This window comes from Streptomyces sp. NPDC056452, assembly GCF_042796085.1.
Taxonomy (GTDB): Bacteria; Actinomycetota; Actinomycetes; order Streptomycetales; family Streptomycetaceae; genus Streptomyces.
Window position 1 is genome coordinate 54,023 of the sequence record NZ_JBHTRI010000031.1, and the last position, 19,178, is coordinate 73,200.

Consider the following 19,178-nt stretch of genomic DNA (forward strand, 5'->3'; position numbering starts at 1 on the left):
TGAGTAACGACGAGGTGGCCGGTCACGGGCTGCCGCCGATGGGCGCCGGGCAAGCCTCCGGGCGGGCTGGAGACCGACAGGGCCCTCCACACCGATCTGGCCCCGATCGGCGTAAGCATGCGCTCGTACCTCCTGCTGCGTGGAGCCCGCTGGGTCTGCAGGCTGCGTCCTTGCCGGCCCGCCGCCTTGAACCACGTGCCGTGCGCTGACTTCTACGGCTGGGCCCCTGCCTTACGGCTGGGCGAGCGCCGTCAGTACCGCCAGGGGCGTGGCCGCCGCCCAGGCCTGCGGGGAGCAGGAGTGGGGATAAGGCACCGGTCGGGGGTGGTCCGAGCGCCCGTAGCCTGCCATCACCTCGGGCAGCCGGTCGCCGTGGTGGGCGGCTGCTTCCATCAGGCCCGATGCGACTCGGCGTGCCTCGTCGTGGAGGCCGCAGCGCGCCAGTCCGAGCAGGACGACGGCGTTGTCGTGGGGCCAGCAGCTGCCCCGGTGGTAGGAGAGCGGGTGGTAGCACGGCTGTCCGGAGGCCAGGGTACGGATGGCCCAGCCGGAGAAGAAGTCGGGCTCCAGCAGGCGTCTGCCGACGCGGTGGGCGTACGGCGCGTCGAGTATGCCTGACCACAGCAGATGCCCCGCGTCGGAGGCGAGTGAGTCGACCTGTCGGCCCTGTCCGTCCAGCGCGAGTGCCGGAAAGTCGGGCCCTGTCATCCAGAAGTCGTTCACGAAGCGTGTACGCAGACAGGCCGCGGCCGCGTCGAGAGTGTCGGCCCAGTCAGGGTCGTTCCACACCGTGCGGGCGAGCCGCGCGGTGCGGATCAGCGCGTCATAGGCGTATCCCTGGGCCTCCGCGACCGCGATCGGGCCCTCCGCCTGCGTTCCGTCGCGGAAGCAGATCGCCCCCGCGGAGTCCTTCCAGTTCTGGTTGACGAGCCCATGCGGATCGGGTGTGTAGACCAGATAGCCGCTGTCGTCCAGGCCACCGTCCCGGAACATCCAGGCCACCGCCGCGCGCGCCTGGCGTTCCAGGCGGGAGGCGAGCGCGCTGTCACCGGCTGTCTGCGTGTAGCTGTCCAGGAGCACCAGGAAGAGGGGTGTCGCATCCACCGAGCCGTAATAGCGGCCGTACGGCACCTGGCGGAAGTGGGCCAGCTCGCCGTGCCGGATCTCGTGGACGATGCGGCCGGGCTGCTCGCCGCGGTCCGCGGCGTACTCCGTGCCCTGCGTTGCCGCGAGCGCGGCGAGTGTCCCCGCGGCCAGATCCGGCCGGTAGGGGAGCGCGAAGAGTGAAGTGAGCAGGGAGTCCCGGCCGAACAGCGTGAGGAACCAGGGCACTCCGGCGCCCGGCACCAGAACCGCCTCGCCGTCGGGGCCCGTGGCGGGCACCCGCAGCGCCGCCAGGTCGCTCAGCCCGCGAGCGCAGGCCGCGGCGAGTCCGGCGGGGGCGTCGTGGGGGATGGCCGGCGGGGCCTCCCGGCCGGCGGCTGCGAGGCCGGCATCGCGCGCGGCGACGGCTTCGGACGTAGTGGGGACGGCTTCCGGGGCGGGTGCGCCGTGCGGGTGGGCCGTGACGCTCAGCACCAGTTCCGCCGTGCCATGAGGTGGCAGTTCCATCTGCCACTCCAGCCGGTGGGCGGTACTCCGGCCGACGACCGGTACGACGGCTGCCGGGGCGGGGGCCGCGGAGACGGTCGTACGGGAGAGCCAGTTGTCGCGCTCGTACACGAAAACGACCCCGTCAGGCACGGAACGGGCGGTTCGACGGGCTCCCCCCTTGTCGTAACTCCGTCCGTCCGAGCGCAGCTCGAACTGGTCGGCGAAGTCGGCGTCCGCCGTGACAGCGACGATCGCGACAGTGGTGTCCGACCGGTTGCTGACCAGTCGGATCTTTTCCGTCAACACTCCTGGAGCCAGTGACTGTTCGCGGAACACGGTGTACCCGGGAGGTTCGTCCCGTGTGCCTGGCGGGGTCAGCACGCATCCGGCGAAGTCCCCGACGGCCTCGCCTGCCGAGGGGACGAGTACGGCGGGCGCCGCGCCGTCGACGGTCAGGGACCAGAGACTCAGATGCCGTGCGTCACGCTGGAAAACCCCGTCGGGAGAGGCCCCGCGCCGGCCGGAGACGCCACCGTCGCCCCCGAGGACGGCGAAGGTGCCCGCGTGGACCAGTGTGGTGTCGGCTGTGGCGTTCACGTACGTGCTCCGATTGAAGGGCCGTTCGCACGGCCGTCGTTCTCCGAGGACCGGGCGGCCAGCAGATCCAGGGTGAGGGCAGCCGTCCACCCGAAGTCTCCGGTGCCCCGGGCCTGTGCGGTGAAGGGGTCGACGTACTCGGCGAAGCCGCAGGCGCCCGCGGTCGTCAGCATCGACGCGCGCAGCCGGTCCGCCGAACTGAACTGCCCGTACTGGCGCATGCCCCGTTCCAGCAGCCAGTTGGTGTTGAACCAGGCAGGACCGCGCCAGTAGCGGGACGGGTCGAAGGCATGGCCGTTGAATGCGTACGAAGGTGCCATCAGGGCGTCGTCCAGCCGGAAGTCCGCCCCCCTGGCCGTCGCCGTCAGCGCCTCCACGACATCCTGGGGGAGTCCGGGAACGATGAGCGGCACGAGCCCGGTGATGCTGCGCTCGGCGATCAGACCGCCGCCCACCAGGTCGCGGCAGAGGAACATCCCGTCGGCCGGGGACCACAACCGCCGTACCATCGCCTCGGTCAGGCGCGCGGCGCGCGCCTCGTGGGGCGCGGGGTCCGCTCCGATCTCGGCGGCGATCCGTGCGAGCGCGTGCTCCGAGACGATCAGCAGCGCGTTGACGCAGGGGTCCTCGACGGCGAAGGCGTGGTCGGCACCCGCGTCCGCGTATCCGCCGTCGCGGTAGTCGGTGGCGAGACGGACATACCGGCCGTAATCCAGGTCCGTGGGGCGTTCCGCCGGTTCCCCGTGGTGGAGATCGGCGCGCCGGTACGAGCCCGGCGCCGCAGGCTCGACACGGCTCAGCGGGCCGTCCCAGCACGGACTGTTGTCCATACCCGGCTCCCAGGGATGGACCACGGCGGCGAGCCCGCCACCGCCGAGATCGCGGGGACCGGTGAGGTAGTCGTGCCACGCGGCGAGGCGCCCGTACAGGCGGGGGAGGAAGCCCCGGCGGCGGGAGTCCTCGGGATCGGCCTGATGCACGAGCCAGGCGGCCAGCGCGTGGACCGGGGGCTGCACGATTCCCGACGTCTCGGTGCGTGACGGAGCGCCCGCCGCGGCGCCGGCGTGCGAGGAGCGCCAGAAGTCGGGGCTGGGGAAGTAGGCGCCGAGCGGAACCGACGGGCTGAACACGATGTGCGGGACGCGGCCGTCGGCCCACTGCGCGCCGAGGAGGCTCTCCAGTTCGCGTTGTGCGCGCCGGGCCGAGAGGTGACGCAGGCCGATGGCGATGAACGCCGAGTCCCAACTCCACTGGTGCGGGTACAGACCGCGGGACGGGACAGTCGATGCGCCCGTCCAGTTGGTGAGGAGAACCCGTGCCGCACCGCGCCGAAGGGTCAGGTCCTCGGCGGCGGTGGGCACGGGAGTGTCGAGCAGCGACGTCACGCGCCGGACCTCCGCAGGAAGGCGGGGACCGAACGGACGGCCGCGACGGGGTCACCGGTCAGCCGGCACTCGGCGGCGAGATAGCCGTCGTACCCGATGCTGTGCAGAGCGCCGAGCCAAGCGGGCCAGTCCAGGTGGCCGGCGCCCGGCTGGAACCGGTTGGAGTCGCTCACCTGGGCGTGGCCGATGAGCGGCGCGGCGGCCAGGATCGCGGCGGAGGGATCGGCTTCCTCGATGTTCATGTGGTAGCTGTCGATGCCGATGCGGACCGAGTCGAGGCCCACCGTGCGGATCAGTTCGGCCGCCTGCTCCAGTCGGTTGACCATGTGGTCCTCGTACCTGTTGAGCGGTTCGAGGTAGAGGGTGACACCCTCCCGGGCGGCGTGCTCGCCCAGTTCGGTCAGGCCGGTGAGCAGGACCTCCCTGTCCTGCAGTTCGGTGCGCGGCGGCTCGAAAGGAGGCAGCCGGCGCGAGAACATCCCGTACGAGGCGGGGGTCTGTACACCCCGGGCGCCGATCTCTGCTGCGACGCTCAGCTGCGACTTCATCTGCTCCAGCGCATCATGGCGCAGGCCGTCGTCGAACGCCGCGAAGAAGTGCAGCATGTCGACGCAGACCGTCGGCATGACGACTCCGTCGGCGAGAGCCTGCTTCAGCTCGGGGAGCCGGTCACGGAAGTGGAAGTCGCCCCGGGAGCGCAGCTCGATGGCGTCGTAGCCCGCGTCCTGGGCGAATGCCCATTTTTCCTGGAGGGAATTGCCGGGGAGAAGTTGCTCCTGGCAGGCGGTCTTCAGCATGGAGGGCCCTTCAGCGCTGCCATGCAGCGCTCTGATGTGGTGCGGTACGGATCGGGGGTGCGGGCAGGGCGGGGGTCAGAACTCCAGCACTACCTGGAGCGCTTCGGCGGGCCGCTCGTCCAGCAGGACGTAGGCATCTGCCGCGTCCGCCACCGGTACGACGTGGCTGACCAGGGACTTCACGTCGACCTGGCCCTCGGCGACCAGCGACAGGAAGGTCTGCTGGAGCCTCTCGACGGTCCATCGGCCTGCGAGCTGCGGAGGAACGCCGCCGATCTGCGAACAGATCAGCTGGACACGGTTGTGGTGGAACTCGTCGCCGAGGCGCAGGCCCGCGCCGTCGCCCTGGTAGAAACCGGACGCGACGACCCGCCCTCCGACGGTGACCGAGCGCAGGGCCTCGTGGAGCGCCGGGTACACGCCACTGATCTCGATGGCGATGTCGGCGCCTGCGCCCGCGGTGGCTTCGCGAATGCTCTCGGCGACGCTGTCCGTGCGGGCGTTCAGGGTGTGGCGCGCGCCGTAGGAGCGTGCCGTCTCGAGCCGTCCGTCGAGGGCGTCCACTGCGGTGACCCGGGCGCCGTTGAGCTGGGCGAGGCGGGTGGTGAGCAGGCCGATGACTCCCTGGCCGAAGACGGCGACGTCCTCGCCGAGGTGGATGTCCGCCGCGAGGACTGCGTTGTAGGCGATGGCGCCGACCCGGGCGAACGCTCCGGCGAGGGGTTCGAGACCGGCGGGCAGGGTGTGGCCGACCATGCGCTCGGCCGGGACGATGCCCTCGCTGCGGTGGCCCCAGATGCCCCAGACCAGATCGCCGGGCACCGGCATGCCGGGCGTTCCCGAGAGCTCGGGGGAGACCTCGGTGACCTCGCCGACCTCCGAGTAGCCCCAGCCCGCCACGGGGTATTCGATGCCGGCGGCGCCGTCGCGGAACATCCGCGCTCCGGCGTCCCAGGTCCGGGTGAGATACGGGTTCGTGCCCCGGTAGGCGGTGAGCTCGGTGCCCGCCGAGATGCCGGAGTACCGGGTGCGGACCCTCAGATGCCCGGCCGGCAGCGGGGCGCTCTCGTGCTCGGCGACTTCGACCTGACGAGGGCCGGTGAACTGGACGACGCGTTCCACGGGAGCTCCGTTGGTGCTGTGAGGGAGTAGTGCTCGCTGACTTAGGTCGAAGATATCTCAGAGTTATGTCTTGTCAACAAGCAAAAGTGATGCTGAGATGCGTCAGGACAGTGCGTAAGTGGCGTAAGGAACTCAGCATGGTGATGAAGACCCGGGGATCGAGGGCGACCCTGTTCGGGCTCGCCGCGACCCTGGCCGCAGGCATGCTCGCAGGCTGCGGCAGCCCCGGAACCGAGCAGAAACCCGACAACCGGATCACCGTGTGGTCCCAGGAGAACCTGCCGCCGCGGATGGCGTCGACCAAGAAGGTCATCAGCCGGTTCGAGAAGGAGTCGGGCATCGAGGTCGATCTCGTAGGCGTCGACGAGGCCCAGCTGCCGCAGCTGATCATGTCCGCAGCCGCATCGGGGAAGCTGCCCGACGTCATCGGCGCCGTCCCGATGGGACAGGTCTGGCAGATGTACGGAAACGGCCTGCTCAACACCGAGGTGGCCGACCGAATCGTCGAGAACCTGGGTCCAGGCACATTCAACGCAAACGCACTGTCCCTGACCGAGGACCACGGCACCCGGCTCGGTGTTCCCTCCGACGCCTGGCTCCAGCTCCTCGTGTACCGCAAGGACCTGTTCGCCAAGGCAGCACTCGACGCGCCCGACAGCTACACCGGAGCACTCAAAGCCGCGGCGAGCCTCGACAAGGAGGGCAGGGACGGCATCTCCCTGGCCACCGACCCCTCGGACGTCTTCACCCAACAGAGCTTCGAGGACCTCGCCCTGGCCAACGACTGCCAGCTCGTCGACGAGCAGGGTGAGCCGGCCCTGGACTCCCAGGCCTGTCGCGCGGCGTTCACCGCCTACGACGACCTGGCACGCAAGCACGGAGCCCCGGGCACACAGAGCGTGGACAGCACGCGCGCCACCTACTTCTCGGGCAAGTCGGCGATGATGGTCTGGTCCTCCTTCCTCCTGGACGAAATGGCAGGCCTGCGTTCAGACGCCCTGCCCAGCTGCCCGGAATGCAAGAAGGACCCGGAGTTCCTCGCCCGCAACACGGGAGTCGTCACCTCCCTCAAGGGTCCCGACGGAGCAGAACCCGCCCAGTTCGGCGAGATCACTTCCTGGGCCGTCACCAGGACGGCCGAGACCGGAGCCTCCACGAAGTTCATCGAGTACATGATGAGCAAGGGGTACGAGGACTGGTTCGGGATGGCACCCGAGGGCAAGATCCCCGTCCGCACCGGAACGCCGGAAGCCCCAGGCACTTTCCAGCAGGCGTGGCGCGCCAGTGTCATGGGCGTGGACAAGCGCGAATCCATGCAGAAGGCCTACCCGTCCGACCTCCTGGACCGGCTCGTCACCGGTGTCGGGTCCATGAAGCGATGGGGTCTGACCCAGGGGCAGGGCACCCTCGTCGGCGCCACCAACGGAGAACTGCCCGTCGCCAAGGCCATCGGGGCGATGACCAGCGGTCAGCTCTCGCCCGACGAGGCCGCCAAGGAGGCCAATGACGAAGTGGCCGCCCTCCAGAAGTCCCTCCAGTAGCCGCACGGCCGCTCCGTCACCGAGGTAACCGACACATGAGCACAAACCAGAGCGGCGCGACGAAGCGCCGCAACGGGCCAGGGACCACCAGCAGCCGGGAGAACCGCGCGGGCCTCGCCTTCGTCACCCCCACCTTCCTGGTCGTCCTGGTCGCGGTGATCCTGCCGATCCTGTGGACCGTCCTGCTCGCCTTCCAGAACGCAAAGCTCGTCAACATCCAGGAGAACGGCCTCTTCGGCCGTTGGACCCTGGACAACTTCGACCAGGTCTTCGGTTCCCCCGGCTTCTGGAGCAGCCTCGGCACCACGCTGCTCTACACGGTCGGATCCACCGCGGGCTCCGTGATACTCGGGCTGATCGCCGCACTCGCCCTGCGCAGGCCGTTCCGCGGCCGCGGTGTCCTGCGAGCCACGATGCTGCTCCCGTACGTCGCACCGGTCGTCGCTGTCGCCTTCGTATGGGAGATCGCCCTCAGCCCCCAGTTCGGAATCGTCAACGAGTGGGGCCACAAGCTCTTCGGCTGGGACGACCCGATCGCGTTCCTCTCCACCCGGTCCTACGAAATCGGCCTGTTCGGGGCCCACTTCGACATCCCGCTCGCCCTGCTGACCGTCATCGCCTTCGAGACATGGCGCTACTTCCCCTTCGCGTTCCTCTTCCTGCTCGCCCGTCTCCAGGCCGTGCCGGGCAGCCTCGAGGAGGCGGCCGAGGTCGACGGCGCCACTCTCTCGCAGCGGTTCCGGCACATCCTCATGCCGCAGCTGATGCCCGTCATCGCGTTGCTGTCCGTCCTGCGCTTCATCATGACGTTCAACAAGTTCGACGACATCTACCTGCTCACCGGAGGCGGCTCGGGCACGGACGTCGTCGCCGTGCGCGTCTACGACTTCCTCACCTCACGCTTCGATGTCGGAGCCGCATCGGCCCAGGCACTCGTGCTCGCGGTCGTCCTCATGGTCCTGCTGGGCCTGTACTTCAAATTCTTCGGCAAGAAGGTCCAGGAGGAGTCGGCATGACCCGCGCCCCGTCGATGACCCAGGAACGGAGCACCGCGCCCGCTCCGCCCGCCCGGCCCGCACCCCCGGAACGGCGCCGACGCCCCCTGACTCGCGCCCAGTTCGAGGAACGGTTCTTCGGAACACTGCGATGGATCGTCATCGCCTTCCTCGCGGCGATCACGATCGTGCCCTTCTACTACATGCTGATGCTCTCGGTGAAACCCATCGACGCACTCCTTCTCGACCCCGGCAACCTCTGGGTCTCGGCGAAGGACTTCACCCTCAGCACGTACGAGAGTGTCCTCAAGCCCTCGTCCGAGGGCGGCCAGGGTTTCCTCGGCATGCTGCTCAACTCGGCTCTCGTCGCCATCGCCACCGTCCTGCTCACGCTGGCCGCCGCCGTGCCCGGCGCCTACGCCGTCAGCCGGCTGAAGTTCTTCGGCAACCGGCACGTCAGCGCGCTCTTCCTGGCCGTCTACCTCTTCCCGGCCACGCTGCTCGCCGTACCTCTCTTCGTCATGTTCGCGAAGATGGGTCTCTCCGGCAGCCTGGCCGGACTGGCCATCGTCTACATCGCGCAGACCGTACCCGTCTCGATCTACATGCTGAAGAACTACTTCATCACCATCCCGTTCAGCATCGAGGAAGCCGCCGCGATCGACGGGGCCTCGCGGCTGCAGACCGTCCGCAAGATCATCCTTCCTCTCGCGCTGCCGACACTGATGGCCACCGGGCTCTACGTCTTCATGATCGCCTGGAACGAATTCCTGTTCGCCCTTCTCTTCCTGGCAGCGGAACCGGACAAGTGGACGGTCTCCCTGGGGCTCCAGCAACTCGCCAACGGCATCGAGGTGTCCAAGACCGTTCTGATGGCCGGGTCGGTCGTCCTCACCATCCCCGTGGTACTGCTGTTCTTCGCCGCGGAGCGGCTCCTCACCGAAGGGCTGACAAGCGGCGCGGACAAGGGCTGACGGCACATCAGGGGCAACGGGCCCCTGGCGGAAACGAACAGGACGAGGACGGCGGGGATGGCAGGAAACCAGGCGACGGCAGGACATCTGCTACGGCTCATCCGCAGCGGTGAAGCGACCACGCGCGGGGAGTTGCAGCAGGCCACCGGTCTGTCCCGGTCGACGGTCGGACACCGTCTCGACCAGCTCTTCGGCGCCGGCTGGCTGCGCGGGGCGACCGGTACCTCCACCGGTGGACGTCCCTCCGCCCGGCTGGAGTTCGATCCTGCACATGCCGTGGTGCTGGTAGCCGACCTCGAGACCCGGCACGCTCGTGCCGCAGTCCTGGACCTGTCCGGCACGATCCTCGCCGAGCACACCGGCGGCCTGGTGATCGAGGACGGCCCCGACAAAGCCCTGGACGAGCTCGCCCGCTGGTTCGGCCCGCTGCTCGCCCGAGCGGGTGTCGGGCACGACCGGGTGTGCGGCGTGGGGCTCTCCGTACCCGGCCCCGTGGACTGGGAGACGGCGCAGATCGTGCAGCCCCCGATCATGCCCGGCTGGGACCGCTTCCCGGTCCGCGAACGGCTGCGAGAAGCATTCGCCGAGCACGTCGGCCCGCCGCCCCCCGAGGGCCCGCTCCCGGTCTTCGTCGACAACGACGCCAACCTGATGGCGCTGGCCGAGCAACGCGAAGGCCACCCCGACTGCGGTGCCTTCGTCCTGATCAAGGCAGGCACCGGAATCGGCGCCGGGGTCGTCGTGGGCGGAGAGATCTACCGCGGCATCGACGGCGGAGCAGGCGACATCGGCCACATCCGGCTGCACGACCGCACCGACGCGCTCTGCATGTGCGGCTCCTACGGCTGCCTGGCAGCCGTAGCCAGCGGGCGAGCCATCGCGGAACAACTGACAGCGGCCGGCATCCCCACCGCCTCAGGATCCGATGTTCGGGCCCACCTCGCCGCGGGACAGCCCGATGCCGTGCGGCTTGCCCGCGAGGCGGGGCAGCGCGTCGGCGAAGTGCTCGTCACCGTCGTCACACTCCTCAATCCCGGAGTGCTCGTTCTCGCCGGAGACCTGGCCGGCACGCCGTTCCTCACCGGAGTACGCGAACTCCTCTATCAGCGCGCCATGCCACGCACCACAGCCAACCTCCAGGTGGTCACCTCCGCGCTCGGCGAGCGGGCGGCACTCCTCGGAGCCGCAGCCATGGTCGTCGAGCACCTCTACGCACCCGACGCGGCCGACGCCCGCCTCGCCGCCCTGGCCCGCGCCGGCTCCGCGGGCTGACCGCACCACCAGCACAGCACACGTACGGAGAAAGCAGAATGTCCCACGTCACCGCACACGACCCCGCATGGGCCCACTCACCGGTCCGAGTCGGCCTCGTGGGAGCCGGCCCATGGGCCCGTGCGATGCACGCCCGCATGCTGGCCGCCGGCCCCGAGACCGAACTCACCACGGTCTGGACACGCCGCCCCGAGGCAGCCGCCGGACTCGCCGCCGACTACGGAATTCAGGCATCCGCCTCGTTCGAGGAACTCCTCGAACGCTGCGAGGCGGTGGCCTTCGCCGTGCCCCCTGCTGTCCAGGCCGCGCTCGCCGTGCGCGCGGCCGCCGCCGGCCGGGCGCTGCTGCTGGAGAAACCGCTCGGCGGGGACCTGAAGTCCGCCCGAGCGGTGGCCGAAGCGGTGGCTACGCACGGCGTGGTCTCCCAGCTCGTCCTTACCAAGAGGTACCACCCGGTCACCCGCGCGTTCCTCGCCGAGGCGGCGGCCCATGAGTTCACCGGGGCCCGTTCCTGCTACCTGCACGGGGCATTTCTGGGCGGTGAGTTCGCCACGACCTGGCGGTTGGAGCACGGCGCGCTGCTCGATCTCGGCCCGCACCTGCTGGACCTGCTGGACGCTGCCGTCGCGCCGATCGTGTCGGTCCGTGGCACGGGGGATCCCCGCACCTGGATCGAGCTGACCTGCGAGCACGAGAACGGCGCCGTGAGCCAGGCATCACTGTCGGGCAGCGTGCGCCTGCCACGTGCCAGGACTCGGATCGAACTCTTCGGTGCCGACGAGGAGGTGGTGTACGACACCGCCGAGATCGACCACGCCGAGTGCTGGCCGATCCTCCGGCGGGAATTCGCCACCGCGGTACGGACAGGTCGGGGAACCGGCATCGACGCGGGCCACGGTCTGCGCATCCAGGAACTCCTGGACCAGGCCATGGGGCGCTGAACGTGCCCGCGCGCGAGGAGATGGGTGGTTCGGCCAGTCGGACGCTTCGCCTTGGCCTGCGGGAGGCCTTGTCCTGGACGGCGTTTGGTGACCTCTGGGGGTGTCTCAGGCGGCGCAGCTCCCATAGACGAGACGAGACGAGACGGGCGTCGCGGCCACGTGCCGCATCGGCCGCTCAGAGGTGACCGTCCAGGAACTTCCGTATCTCGGTGATGGTCATAGGCCCCGTGCCGTGCGCCACCGCCTCGCCCTCCTTCAGCAGGACGTAGGACGGGGCTCCGGTGATCCCGTAACGCTCGGTTGCGGCCGGACAACGCGTGATGTCGGCGCGGACGGCCGTCAGGCGGCCCATGTAGTCGTCGGCGATGCCACCCACGACGAGGTCCATCACCCGGCAGGGCTCGATTGCCTTGGGCCATGTCCCGGTGAAGTAGGCGAGGACCGGAACTCCGCTCATCCCGAGGATGAAATTGAACTCCGCGTCCTCACGCGGTCGGTGAACCCGCTTCGCCATGGAAGCTCCTGACCTCATATTCCGTCATTCCATCCCCATGATCCCTCCCGCGGTGTGAGCGGGCCGGTGCTCATTGTCCACCGGATCCGGTCGAGCCGTATCCGCCACCGCGCTTCTCAGAGACAGCGCGCCCGACGGGATTCCCGGGGCATGGGGCATTGTCTGGTCTTCACATCGACCCCCGGGTCTCAGCTGGCTAATAGCGCGCTCTTCCCCGGGCCGCATGAGCCAACTGATGGCTCCGAGAACGAGGCACGATTCCTGGACCGCTCGCGGACGCGGTCGTGGCCGGTCGAAGTACGCGTCAGCTGACCCGAAGACCGACCGCCAGCGTCAGTTCAAGGACCCGGTGTGGCGATGCGAGATCCGGAAACAGCTCCCGCAGCTGCGACATCCGGTATCGGACTGTCTGTGGATGGACGAACAAGGCCGCCGCCACCTCGTCCCGTCTGCCCTGGTGCAGCAGCCACGCCCGCAACGTCTCCTCCAGCCGCCGTGCGGTCGCGACGGGCAAGGTCCGCAACGGTGCGAGGGCTCGGGCACGCAGGTCTGCGAACGCGTCCACGTCGGCGCTCAGCACCAGCTCGGGCAGGTGGTCCTCGGTGTCGCGAATATCAGAGGAGAGGGAGCGCGCGCGTACGGCTCGTGCGTACGAGGCGGACGCACGGGTCCATGGCCGGGCCGGGCCGACCACGGAGGTGCGGTCGGTCAGCTGCCGCAAGAGACGTGTTCGGTCGGCATCGGGGACGAGCAGCACACCGGTGGCGTCCGGCAGATCATCGAGGACGAGGGTGCTCGGGTCGAGCGTGCGGTAGGCAGGCCGGGCCTGGGCGGCGGGGAGCAGGACCGCGGTCAGCGAATCCGGAGGCTGCCACCCGGCCCGTTGAACAGAGGCCAGCAGCACGTCCGAGCTCGCGCCGGCGAGGAGGTCGCGGGCCAGGTGTTCCAGGTGGCGCTCGTGGGCCCTGCCCCGGGCGCCCAGTTCGTCGGCGTGGCCCGCGGCGCTCGCGGCGGAGAGCTCGTCGATGTAGGCGAAGGTCAGCTCGGCGAACTTGGCGACCTCGGCGGCGGGCAGACCTGCGGGTACGGCACCCGCTGCCAGGCATCGCCAAGCCACGCGGGCGCCGACACGGTAGGCGCTGAGCAGGGCGTCCATCGAACGGCCGTCGCGCACCTCGCCGCGGCCCAGCTCGTAGGCTGCGTCACCGGCATCGCCGCCCGTGGCGTTCCCGCTCGCGAGGTCCAGATAGTGCCCCAGGGCGGTGCGTACGGCTCGGCGGATGGTGCCGCCCATGCGGCCCGAAAGAGCGTTGGCGTAGGGAGGGACCTCGTCGATGATCGCCTGGACGACCTCGTCGGCGGTGCTCTTCACCGCGGCCCGAAGTGCTGTGACCGTCGTCTCATCCAGGGCCAGCTCGCTGGCCCTCTGGACTGCATGGCTCATTTTTTGTTCCCTGCGAACAATTCTGCCGACCAGATTCACATCCTACGGACAGGACTTTACGCCCTGAGGCGCATCAAGCTGGGGTCATGACGAGTGCAGCCCTCCGCAGCAGGGCGTGGAAACTGCTGGAGATGGTCACGACGCCGCTGCTGCCGTCGGACTACCTCGACCTGGTCAGCCCGCTGCGTACGGGCGCTGACCTGCGTGGGCGCATCGAGGCCGTGCACCGCGAGACGGGTGACGCCGCAACCATCGTGATCAGGCCGGGACGGGGCTGGCGCGGCCACACGGCCGGTCAGTACGTGCGGATCGGGGTCGACGTCGACGGGGTGCGTCTGTGGCGTGCCTACTCCATCACCTCGCCGACCAACCGCCAGGACGGCCGCGTCACGATCACCGTGAAGGCGATCCCGAACGGCAAGGTCAGCAACCACCTGGTCCGCAGGGCGAAACCGGGCACGCTGATCCAGCTGGACCAGCCGACCGGTGACTTCGTGCTCCCGCGGGCCAAGCCCGCCAAGGTGCTCTACCTGACGGCCGGCAGCGGCATCACGCCCGTGATGGGCATGCTGCGCGACATCGAGTTCGACGACGTCGTCATGGTCCACTGCGCGCCACAGCCGCAAGACGTGATCTTCCGCACCGAACTGCACGACTTGGTCGCGGACAAGAAGCTGCGGCTGACCGAGGTGCACACCGATACAGACGGCATGCTCGACATCGCCCGTCTCGACGAACTCGTGCCCGACTGGGCCGAGCGCGAGACCTGGGCCTGCGGGCCCGCGGGCCTGCTCGACGCCGCCGAAAGGCATTGGACCGAGCACGGCGTACAAGAGCGCCTGCACACCGAACGCTTCCGCCCCGGCATCGTCGTCGCCGGCGACGGCGGCGAGGTCACGTTCAGCACCACCGGCAAGAGGGTCGACGCGGACGGCGCCACGCCGTTGCTGGACGTCGGCGAGGAGGCCGGCGTGCTCATGCCCTCCGGGTGCCGCATGGGCATCTGCTTCGGCTGCATCACGCCGCTCAAGAGGGGCGCCGTCCGCGACCTGCGCACCGGCGAGATCACCGAGGCCGAACCGGGCGTCCTCATCCAGACCTGCGTGTCCGCCGCGGCGGGCCCCTGCGACATCGAACGGTAGGAACACCTTGACCGCCATCGACCCCACCGCCCACCTGACCGCGGAGCAGATCGAGGAGCTCGGCCGGGAGCTGGACGCGATCCGCGACGAGGTGATCGCCAGCCGAGGCGAGAAGGACGCCGCCTACATTCGCAAGGTCATCTCGGCACAGCGCAAGCTCGAGCTGGTCAGCAGGGGCGTGCTGCTGTTCTCCATCTTCCCGCCCGCCTGGCTGATCGGCACCGCCGGTCTGTCCGTGGCAAAGATCATGGACAACATGGAGATCGGCCACAACATCCTGCACGGCCAGTGGGACTGGATGCGCGATCCGAAGATCCACTCCACCACCTGGGAGTGGGATCACGTCTCGCCGTCCGAGCAGTGGAAGCACTCGCACAACGAGCTGCACCACACGTACACCAACGTGATCGGCAAGGACAACGACCTCGGCTACGGCATCATGCGCGTCGACGAGGACCAGAAGTGGCACCCGCTCCACCTGGGCCAGCCGCTGTGGAACTTCATCAACGCCTGCTTCTTCGAGTACGGCATCGCAGCGTACGACCTGGAGCTCGGCAAGAACCTCGACAAGCGCCACCGCAAGAGCCCGGAGTTCCGCGCGCGTGCCAAGGCCGTGGGCCGCAAGATCCGCAAGCAGGTGCTCAAGGACTACGTGATCCACCCGCTGTTGTCGGGTCCGTCGTTCCTCCCCACGCTCGGCGCCACGTTCACCGCGAACCTGGTCCGCAACATCTGGACCCACTCGGTGATCATGTGCGGGCACTTCCCCGAGGGCGTGCAGGTCTTCGAGCGCCGGTCGATCAGGGGAGAGACGCGCGGCCAGTGGTACCTGCGCCAGATGATGGGCTCGGCGAACATCAGCGGCAGCAGGGCCATGCACTTCATGACCGGCAACCTGTCGCACCAGATCGAGCACCACCTGTTCCCTGACCTGCCGAGCAACCGGTACGCCGAGGTCGCGGTGAAGGTGCGCGCGCTGTTCGAAAAGTACGAGCTTGAGTACGTCACCGGGCCGCTGCCCAAGCAGGTGGTCTCCGCGTGGCGCAAGGTCTTCCGGCTCTCGCTGCCGAACAAGAAGCCCAAGGTCAAGACGCCGGACCGCGAGCAGGACCTCGTCGCGGCCTGATCCCCGGTAGCGAGGGCGTTGGCGCTTGTGTGTCCGGCTCGGCGGCCGGGCAGTCCTCGGCGATGCGCCGCGCGAGTGCCCACAGCGCCTGCGCGGGCCCCGTCGGGGAGGGGGCCGAGGGTCTCGTACAGCAGGTGCGGGGCCATGGCGAGCGTGCTCTTGTCGACGGCGGACAGGGCGGCGAAGGCGAGTTTGTTGGGGGTGCGGCCCACCCGCGCCGCCGTGTGCCGCAGGGTCAGCCTGGCGCGCGGGGGACGGCGTTCGGCTCGCGGACGATGCGGGCGCAAATCTCTGGTTCGGGCAGGGTGCCGGGCGGCGGTTCGAGGACGGGGGTGCGCGGGCGAAGGTGTTGCGGGGGAACTCGAAGGGGACGGCGGCACTCCTCGTGGGCCGGCCACTGGTGACACCGGCGGCCGGCTCTGTCGCGTCCGGCGGTCCACGGGCGGTCCGGGCGGCCGCGCGCCGCTGCGCGGTGAGGCGCCGGGATCGTTCAGGCGCCCGGAAGGAAGAGGCAGAACGGATGGCCATGAGGGTCACGGAATACCCGTACTCCCTCGTGAGGCTGGTGCTCCTCCAGCGTCGCGCCCAGGGCGCAAGCTCGCTCGGTCTCCACTTCGAGGTCGTCGACCTGCAGGTCCGTCCGGAACGGCTGCGGGGCTACTGCACGACGAGGTGACAGTTTGGCCTTGCCTTTGAGTCTCAGCCGGTTCTCGTGGGTCGGTCCAGGGCGTCCAGGTAGGTGGAGAGCTGACCGGCGGCGTACAGCTGGGCCATTCCGCGGGCCGTGAGGTCGCGCCGCCACCCTTCCAGGGTCCTGGCCAGCGCTTCGAGGCTGCCGGCGTTGCGGAGTTCCCCGAGGACGGTGGCAATGGTGCCCAGGGGCTGGCCTCCCCGGCGCAGCAGGTGCGTCAGTTCGGCGTCGCGCACGTCCTGCGCGAGATATTGGCGGTGCCTGCTGCGCGGGTCACGTCGTGGGGTGAGGACTCCGGCCCTGTCCCAGGTGCGCAGGGTGGCCGGGTTGAGCTCGAGGTGGCGGGCGAGTTCACCGACGCTGTACGGCGCCCGAGCGCTTGCCACCGTGTCCGGGGCGGCGGCTCCGAGATGTGGGAGTGCCGCTTCGACGGTTCGCAGCGTGCTGCGGTCGCGAGCCAGGAGAGCGTGCCCGTCGTCGACGTACTCCAGTGCTTCGTCGAGTTGGCCGCCGGTGACGGCCTGCATGATGCGCCGGCTCGTCGAGTGGCCGAAGGCAGGGACGAGCGCCAGGTAGGCCGCGAGGCCGGCGGCATGAGTGGCGGTGTAGTCCCGGTACCCCGTCCGGCTGCGGTGGGCCGGCGGGATGATGCCGGCAGCCTCGTAGTTGCGGACCGCCTGCGTGGAAAGGCCGTGGCGACGAGCCAGGTCCACAGGCCGCATGTGACCTCCCGTTGAGGGTTCTGACGCAAGTGAGCGGAGGATTCGTCGCAAAGTCTCCACCGAGCGTTCAAGGATACGATTCAAGACCATGGCGCAGAGCACGCACACCGTGTCCGGAGACTTCGATCTGACGATGGACGAACTGCGCGTCGTGGCGCGTTACGTGGTTCGGCACGCGGAGGACGTCCTGTCGGTCTTCGAGCAGGCTGTTCCCGACGATCCGCGCCCCCGTGCGGCGATCGACGCGGCCTGGACGTTCATCAATGGTGCCAACAGGACGAAATTGCAGCGCGTCACCTCCCTCGACGCTCATCGAGCCGCCCGGTCCGCGCCCACCGAAGCCGCGCGACTGGCCGCGCGATCCGCCGGTGACGCCGCATCGGCCGCGTACTTGCACCCCATCGCCCAGGCCGGCCAGGTCGGCCACATCCTGCGGGCCTGCGCGAGCGCTGCGCATATCGGGGAGATGGAGGCGGGCGGTGATCCCGGCGTCGGGGATGTCCTGCTGGAACGGTCGCGACGACGTGCGACACCGGTGCTCATCGACGTGCTCTGCCGCTACCCGCTCGCGACAGGCGGCAGCAGTCGTGTCGCCCGACTGATGATCACTCTGGATCGTTCCCTGCGTCAGTCGGCCGACCGGCCGCCAGAGCACACCGCATCGGGCGGCGCCGATGGGCGCAGGAGGGTGTGCACGTCATGATCCTCCCGAAAATCCGCGACCCTCGCTTCGTGACGATCCGCCGTGGTGGGACTCTCACAGATGCGGATCATCGTCTCCTCGCCCTATGGGCTGCCGCCTGTGCAGAGCACGTCCTTGGCCTCTTCGAGTCGGCCCGACCGGGGGATCCGCGACCGCGCCAGGCCATCGAGCATGCCCGGGCCTGGGTACACGGCGAGGTCAAGATGATGCAGGCCCGCGCGGCGGGCGGCCACGCGATGGGAGCAGCCAGAGACCTGCGTGGGGCAGCGCGGCATGCCGCGTACGCCGCCGGCCAGGCCGGGGCCGTCGCTCACGTCGCCGCGCACGAACTCGGCGCGGCCGCGTACGCGATCAAGGCCGCCCGTGCAGCAGCACCGGAAGGCGAGAGCGAGACCGCAGGACGACTGGAGTGCCAGTGGCAGCGCAATCAGCTTCCGGAGCCCATTCACGGCCTTGTTCTCGATGACCAGCGACTGCGCAACGACATCTGCTGGTCGGTGTTCGACTGCTGAAGACGGATCCGGGCCGTGGCATGCATACGGAGCAAGTCGACGCGGCAGGTGCCGCCAGTTCGCCGCCGATCCACCCCTTACACAGTCCTTGACTCGGACGCCAAGGAACTGGATCGGCTCTAGGTCACCTCTCCTGCTACACCAGACCAACGACGAGGGTTGCTGTTGCGAAAGTTGGCCCTGTCGAGTGGCCCCTGGGCATGCAGATGCCCAGGCTGGAAAGGGAGTTGGGCCGCGGACCGCTAGCCCATGGGTGGACCGACCAGCGGTGGACGCTGGGGCCCGGGTGAGGACGGTCGTTGCGGAGGGAGACGGCCTGGCGCACGGCGTCTGTGGAGGGACTCCGTCCTGCTCGCGCGCGCTGGGCCGCCGGTGACCGCCGCGGGGGAGCGGCGGAGCGAGGACGTGAACATGCGTGCGGGCAGCGCCTACCGTCCCGGGGGCAACGGCATGCGCTGCTTGGTGTGTTCATCCACGGCGATGATGAGCGCGGTCTGAGCGGCGACGGAGCGTTCACGGTCGCCGCCGTCCAGGGCAGCCAGGACGTCGGCGGCGGCCTCGCGCACCCGGTGGGGTACTTCCTCCTCGGCGGCGATCTTGTAGGCGTCGCTGCGGCGCGCAGCGCGTTCCTCAGGGGTGACGCCATGGGGCCCGGTGCGGGGGAAGACCGCGGCTTCGTAGTTGGAGACGATCAGCAGGACGTACTGGGCAATGCCTTCGGCGTAGCCGCGCGCTATCACTGCTGTCCGGGCACGCTCGTAGGCGGCCGTGGCGCGCCGCCGTACGAAGAACGAGCCGAGGGCAGTTCCGGCCCCCATGCTGAGCCCCAAGATGAGGGCGGCGAGCGTGCCGTCGAGGATGAGACCCACCAGCGCGCCCGCCGCGGTGGCCAGGCAGGTTATGCCGCTGGTGACCAACAGGAGGGCGCGGGCGGGCGTCACGGGGCTCATGCGGTGCAGTCTGCCAGGGCTGGGAGCTCAGCCGGAGGCCTCCTCCTCGGCGAGACGCACTACGTGCGAAACAGCGTGAGCTACCCCAGCGGACCCGGATCTGGGTTGTCGCAGCCCGGGAGCCTCTTCAGTACCATCAACAGGTTGCCGACGTCGT

Annotated in this window: 18 protein-coding genes; 9 read left to right on the forward strand and 9 right to left on the reverse strand. The window is 69.4% G+C overall.

Annotation, left to right across the window (positions count from 1 at the left end; translation table 11 throughout):
• Window positions 1–231 precede the first annotated feature (231 nt).
• From ACFQ6X_RS27040 to ACFQ6X_RS27055, 4 genes are all read right to left on the reverse strand, one after another.
• Complete coding sequence (locus ACFQ6X_RS27040) at window positions 232–2,190, reverse strand: glycogen debranching N-terminal domain-containing protein (RefSeq protein WP_383185099.1); 1,959 nt, start codon at window positions 2,188–2,190, stop codon at window positions 232–234.
• A complete protein-coding gene (locus tag ACFQ6X_RS27045) occupies window positions 2,187–3,575 on the reverse strand; it encodes a trehalase family glycosidase (RefSeq protein ID WP_383185100.1) in 1,389 nt (462 codons plus the stop codon). Before ACFQ6X_RS27045 ends, ACFQ6X_RS27040 begins: the two co-directional genes overlap by 4 nt.
• On the reverse strand, window positions 3,572–4,372 hold the full coding sequence (locus tag ACFQ6X_RS27050) for a sugar phosphate isomerase/epimerase family protein (protein WP_383185101.1): 801 nt from the start codon (window positions 4,370–4,372) through the stop codon (window positions 3,572–3,574). The genes ACFQ6X_RS27045 and ACFQ6X_RS27050 overlap by 4 nt, the downstream gene beginning before the upstream one ends.
• A 75-nt stretch (window positions 4,373–4,447) precedes the next feature.
• Window positions 4,448–5,494, reverse strand: coding sequence for a zinc-binding alcohol dehydrogenase (locus tag ACFQ6X_RS27055; protein WP_383185102.1), 1,047 nt, complete (start codon window positions 5,492–5,494; stop codon window positions 4,448–4,450).
• Window positions 5,495–5,631: 137 nt separating this feature from the next.
• On the opposite strand from ACFQ6X_RS27055, the gene ACFQ6X_RS27060 reads away from it, so the two are divergent.
• The 5 genes from ACFQ6X_RS27060 (at window position 5,632) to ACFQ6X_RS27080 (ending at window position 11,217) form a co-directional block, all read left to right on the forward strand.
• Window positions 5,632–7,035 (forward strand): ABC transporter substrate-binding protein, encoded by a 1,404-nt coding sequence (locus ACFQ6X_RS27060; protein WP_383185103.1) that lies wholly within the window; start codon window positions 5,632–5,634, stop codon window positions 7,033–7,035.
• Window positions 7,036–7,070: 35 nt separating this feature from the next.
• Window positions 7,071–8,051, forward strand: coding sequence for a carbohydrate ABC transporter permease (locus ACFQ6X_RS27065; RefSeq protein WP_383185104.1), 981 nt, complete (start codon window positions 7,071–7,073; stop codon window positions 8,049–8,051).
• Between the two features lie 86 nt (window positions 8,052–8,137).
• Window positions 8,138–9,004: a carbohydrate ABC transporter permease gene (locus ACFQ6X_RS27070; protein ID WP_383185147.1), complete on the forward strand. Its 867-nt coding sequence runs from the start codon at window positions 8,138–8,140 to the stop codon at window positions 9,002–9,004.
• A gap of 57 nt (window positions 9,005–9,061) precedes the next feature.
• Window positions 9,062–10,276: an ROK family protein gene (locus ACFQ6X_RS27075; protein WP_383185105.1), complete on the forward strand. Its 1,215-nt coding sequence runs from the start codon at window positions 9,062–9,064 to the stop codon at window positions 10,274–10,276.
• A 38-nt stretch (window positions 10,277–10,314) separates the two neighbouring features.
• On the forward strand, window positions 10,315–11,217 hold the full coding sequence (locus tag ACFQ6X_RS27080; RefSeq protein ID WP_383185106.1) for a Gfo/Idh/MocA family protein: 903 nt from the start codon (window positions 10,315–10,317) through the stop codon (window positions 11,215–11,217).
• A gap of 175 nt (window positions 11,218–11,392) precedes the next feature.
• Here the strand turns inward: ACFQ6X_RS27080 and ACFQ6X_RS27085 are convergent, their stop codons facing one another.
• Window positions 11,393–11,731 carry a thioredoxin family protein gene (locus ACFQ6X_RS27085; protein WP_383185107.1) on the reverse strand — a complete coding sequence of 113 codons (339 nt, stop codon included), beginning with the start codon at window positions 11,729–11,731 and terminating at the stop codon, window positions 11,393–11,395.
• Between the two features lie 304 nt (window positions 11,732–12,035).
• A complete protein-coding gene (locus ACFQ6X_RS27090) occupies window positions 12,036–13,175 on the reverse strand; it encodes a PucR family transcriptional regulator (RefSeq protein WP_383185108.1) in 1,140 nt (379 codons plus the stop codon).
• Window positions 13,176–13,261: 86 nt separating this feature from the next.
• On the opposite strand from ACFQ6X_RS27090, the gene ACFQ6X_RS27095 reads away from it, so the two are divergent.
• Window positions 13,262–14,317: a ferredoxin reductase gene (locus ACFQ6X_RS27095; RefSeq protein ID WP_383185109.1), complete on the forward strand. Its 1,056-nt coding sequence runs from the start codon at window positions 13,262–13,264 to the stop codon at window positions 14,315–14,317.
• Between the two features lie 7 nt (window positions 14,318–14,324).
• Window positions 14,325–15,443 carry a fatty acid desaturase family protein gene (locus ACFQ6X_RS27100; protein ID WP_383185110.1) on the forward strand — a complete coding sequence of 373 codons (1,119 nt, stop codon included), beginning with the start codon at window positions 14,325–14,327 and terminating at the stop codon, window positions 15,441–15,443.
• A gap of 490 nt (window positions 15,444–15,933) precedes the next feature.
• Here the strand turns inward: ACFQ6X_RS27100 and ACFQ6X_RS27105 are convergent, their stop codons facing one another.
• Both ACFQ6X_RS27105 and ACFQ6X_RS27110 read right to left on the reverse strand, forming a co-directional pair.
• Window positions 15,934–16,245, reverse strand: coding sequence for a VOC family protein (locus ACFQ6X_RS27105; protein WP_383185111.1), 312 nt, complete (start codon window positions 16,243–16,245; stop codon window positions 15,934–15,936).
• Window positions 16,143–16,856: a MerR family transcriptional regulator gene (locus ACFQ6X_RS27110; protein ID WP_383185112.1), complete on the reverse strand. Its 714-nt coding sequence runs from the start codon at window positions 16,854–16,856 to the stop codon at window positions 16,143–16,145. Before ACFQ6X_RS27110 ends, ACFQ6X_RS27105 begins: the two co-directional genes overlap by 103 nt.
• Before the next feature lie 88 nt (window positions 16,857–16,944).
• Here ACFQ6X_RS27110 and ACFQ6X_RS27115 point away from each other — a divergent pair, with 88 nt between their 5' ends.
• Window positions 16,945–17,559: a putative immunity protein gene (locus tag ACFQ6X_RS27115; RefSeq protein ID WP_383185113.1), complete on the forward strand. Its 615-nt coding sequence runs from the start codon at window positions 16,945–16,947 to the stop codon at window positions 17,557–17,559.
• A complete protein-coding gene (locus tag ACFQ6X_RS27120; protein WP_383185114.1) occupies window positions 17,556–18,071 on the forward strand; it encodes a putative immunity protein in 516 nt (171 codons plus the stop codon). The genes ACFQ6X_RS27115 and ACFQ6X_RS27120 overlap by 4 nt, the downstream gene beginning before the upstream one ends.
• 428 nt (window positions 18,072–18,499) lie before the next feature.
• Here ACFQ6X_RS27120 and ACFQ6X_RS27125 read toward each other — a convergent pair whose 3' ends face one another.
• Complete coding sequence (locus ACFQ6X_RS27125; RefSeq protein ID WP_383185115.1) at window positions 18,500–19,021, reverse strand: hypothetical protein; 522 nt, start codon at window positions 19,019–19,021, stop codon at window positions 18,500–18,502.
• Between the last annotated feature and the right edge of the window lie 157 nt (window positions 19,022–19,178).

Bases quoted from the DNA above. Each gene is read 5' to 3' on its own strand.
- ACFQ6X_RS27085 (WP_383185107.1), bottom strand. From the start codon at position 11,731: ATGGCGAAGCGGGTTCACCGACCGCGTGAGGACGCGGAGTTCAATTTC.
- ACFQ6X_RS27090 (WP_383185108.1), bottom strand. From the start codon at position 13,175: ATGAGCCATGCAGTCCAGAGGGCCAGCGAGCTGGCCCTGGATGAGACG.
- ACFQ6X_RS27110 (WP_383185112.1), bottom strand. From the start codon at position 16,856: ATGCGGCCTGTGGACCTGGCTCGTCGCCACGGCCTTTCCACGCAGGCG.
- ACFQ6X_RS27075 (WP_383185105.1), top strand. From the start codon at position 9,062: ATGGCAGGAAACCAGGCGACGGCAGGACATCTGCTACGGCTCATCCGC.
- ACFQ6X_RS27095 (WP_383185109.1), top strand. From the start codon at position 13,262: ATGACGAGTGCAGCCCTCCGCAGCAGGGCGTGGAAACTGCTGGAGATG.
- ACFQ6X_RS27115 (WP_383185113.1), top strand. From the start codon at position 16,945: ATGGCGCAGAGCACGCACACCGTGTCCGGAGACTTCGATCTGACGATG.
- ACFQ6X_RS27060 (WP_383185103.1), top strand. From the start codon at position 5,632: ATGGTGATGAAGACCCGGGGATCGAGGGCGACCCTGTTCGGGCTCGCC.
- ACFQ6X_RS27050 (WP_383185101.1), bottom strand. From the start codon at position 4,372: ATGCTGAAGACCGCCTGCCAGGAGCAACTTCTCCCCGGCAATTCCCTC.
- ACFQ6X_RS27065 (WP_383185104.1), top strand. From the start codon at position 7,071: ATGAGCACAAACCAGAGCGGCGCGACGAAGCGCCGCAACGGGCCAGGG.
- ACFQ6X_RS27125 (WP_383185115.1), bottom strand. From the start codon at position 19,021: ATGAGCCCCGTGACGCCCGCCCGCGCCCTCCTGTTGGTCACCAGCGGC.
- ACFQ6X_RS27120 (WP_383185114.1), top strand. From the start codon at position 17,556: ATGATCCTCCCGAAAATCCGCGACCCTCGCTTCGTGACGATCCGCCGT.
- ACFQ6X_RS27080 (WP_383185106.1), top strand. From the start codon at position 10,315: ATGTCCCACGTCACCGCACACGACCCCGCATGGGCCCACTCACCGGTC.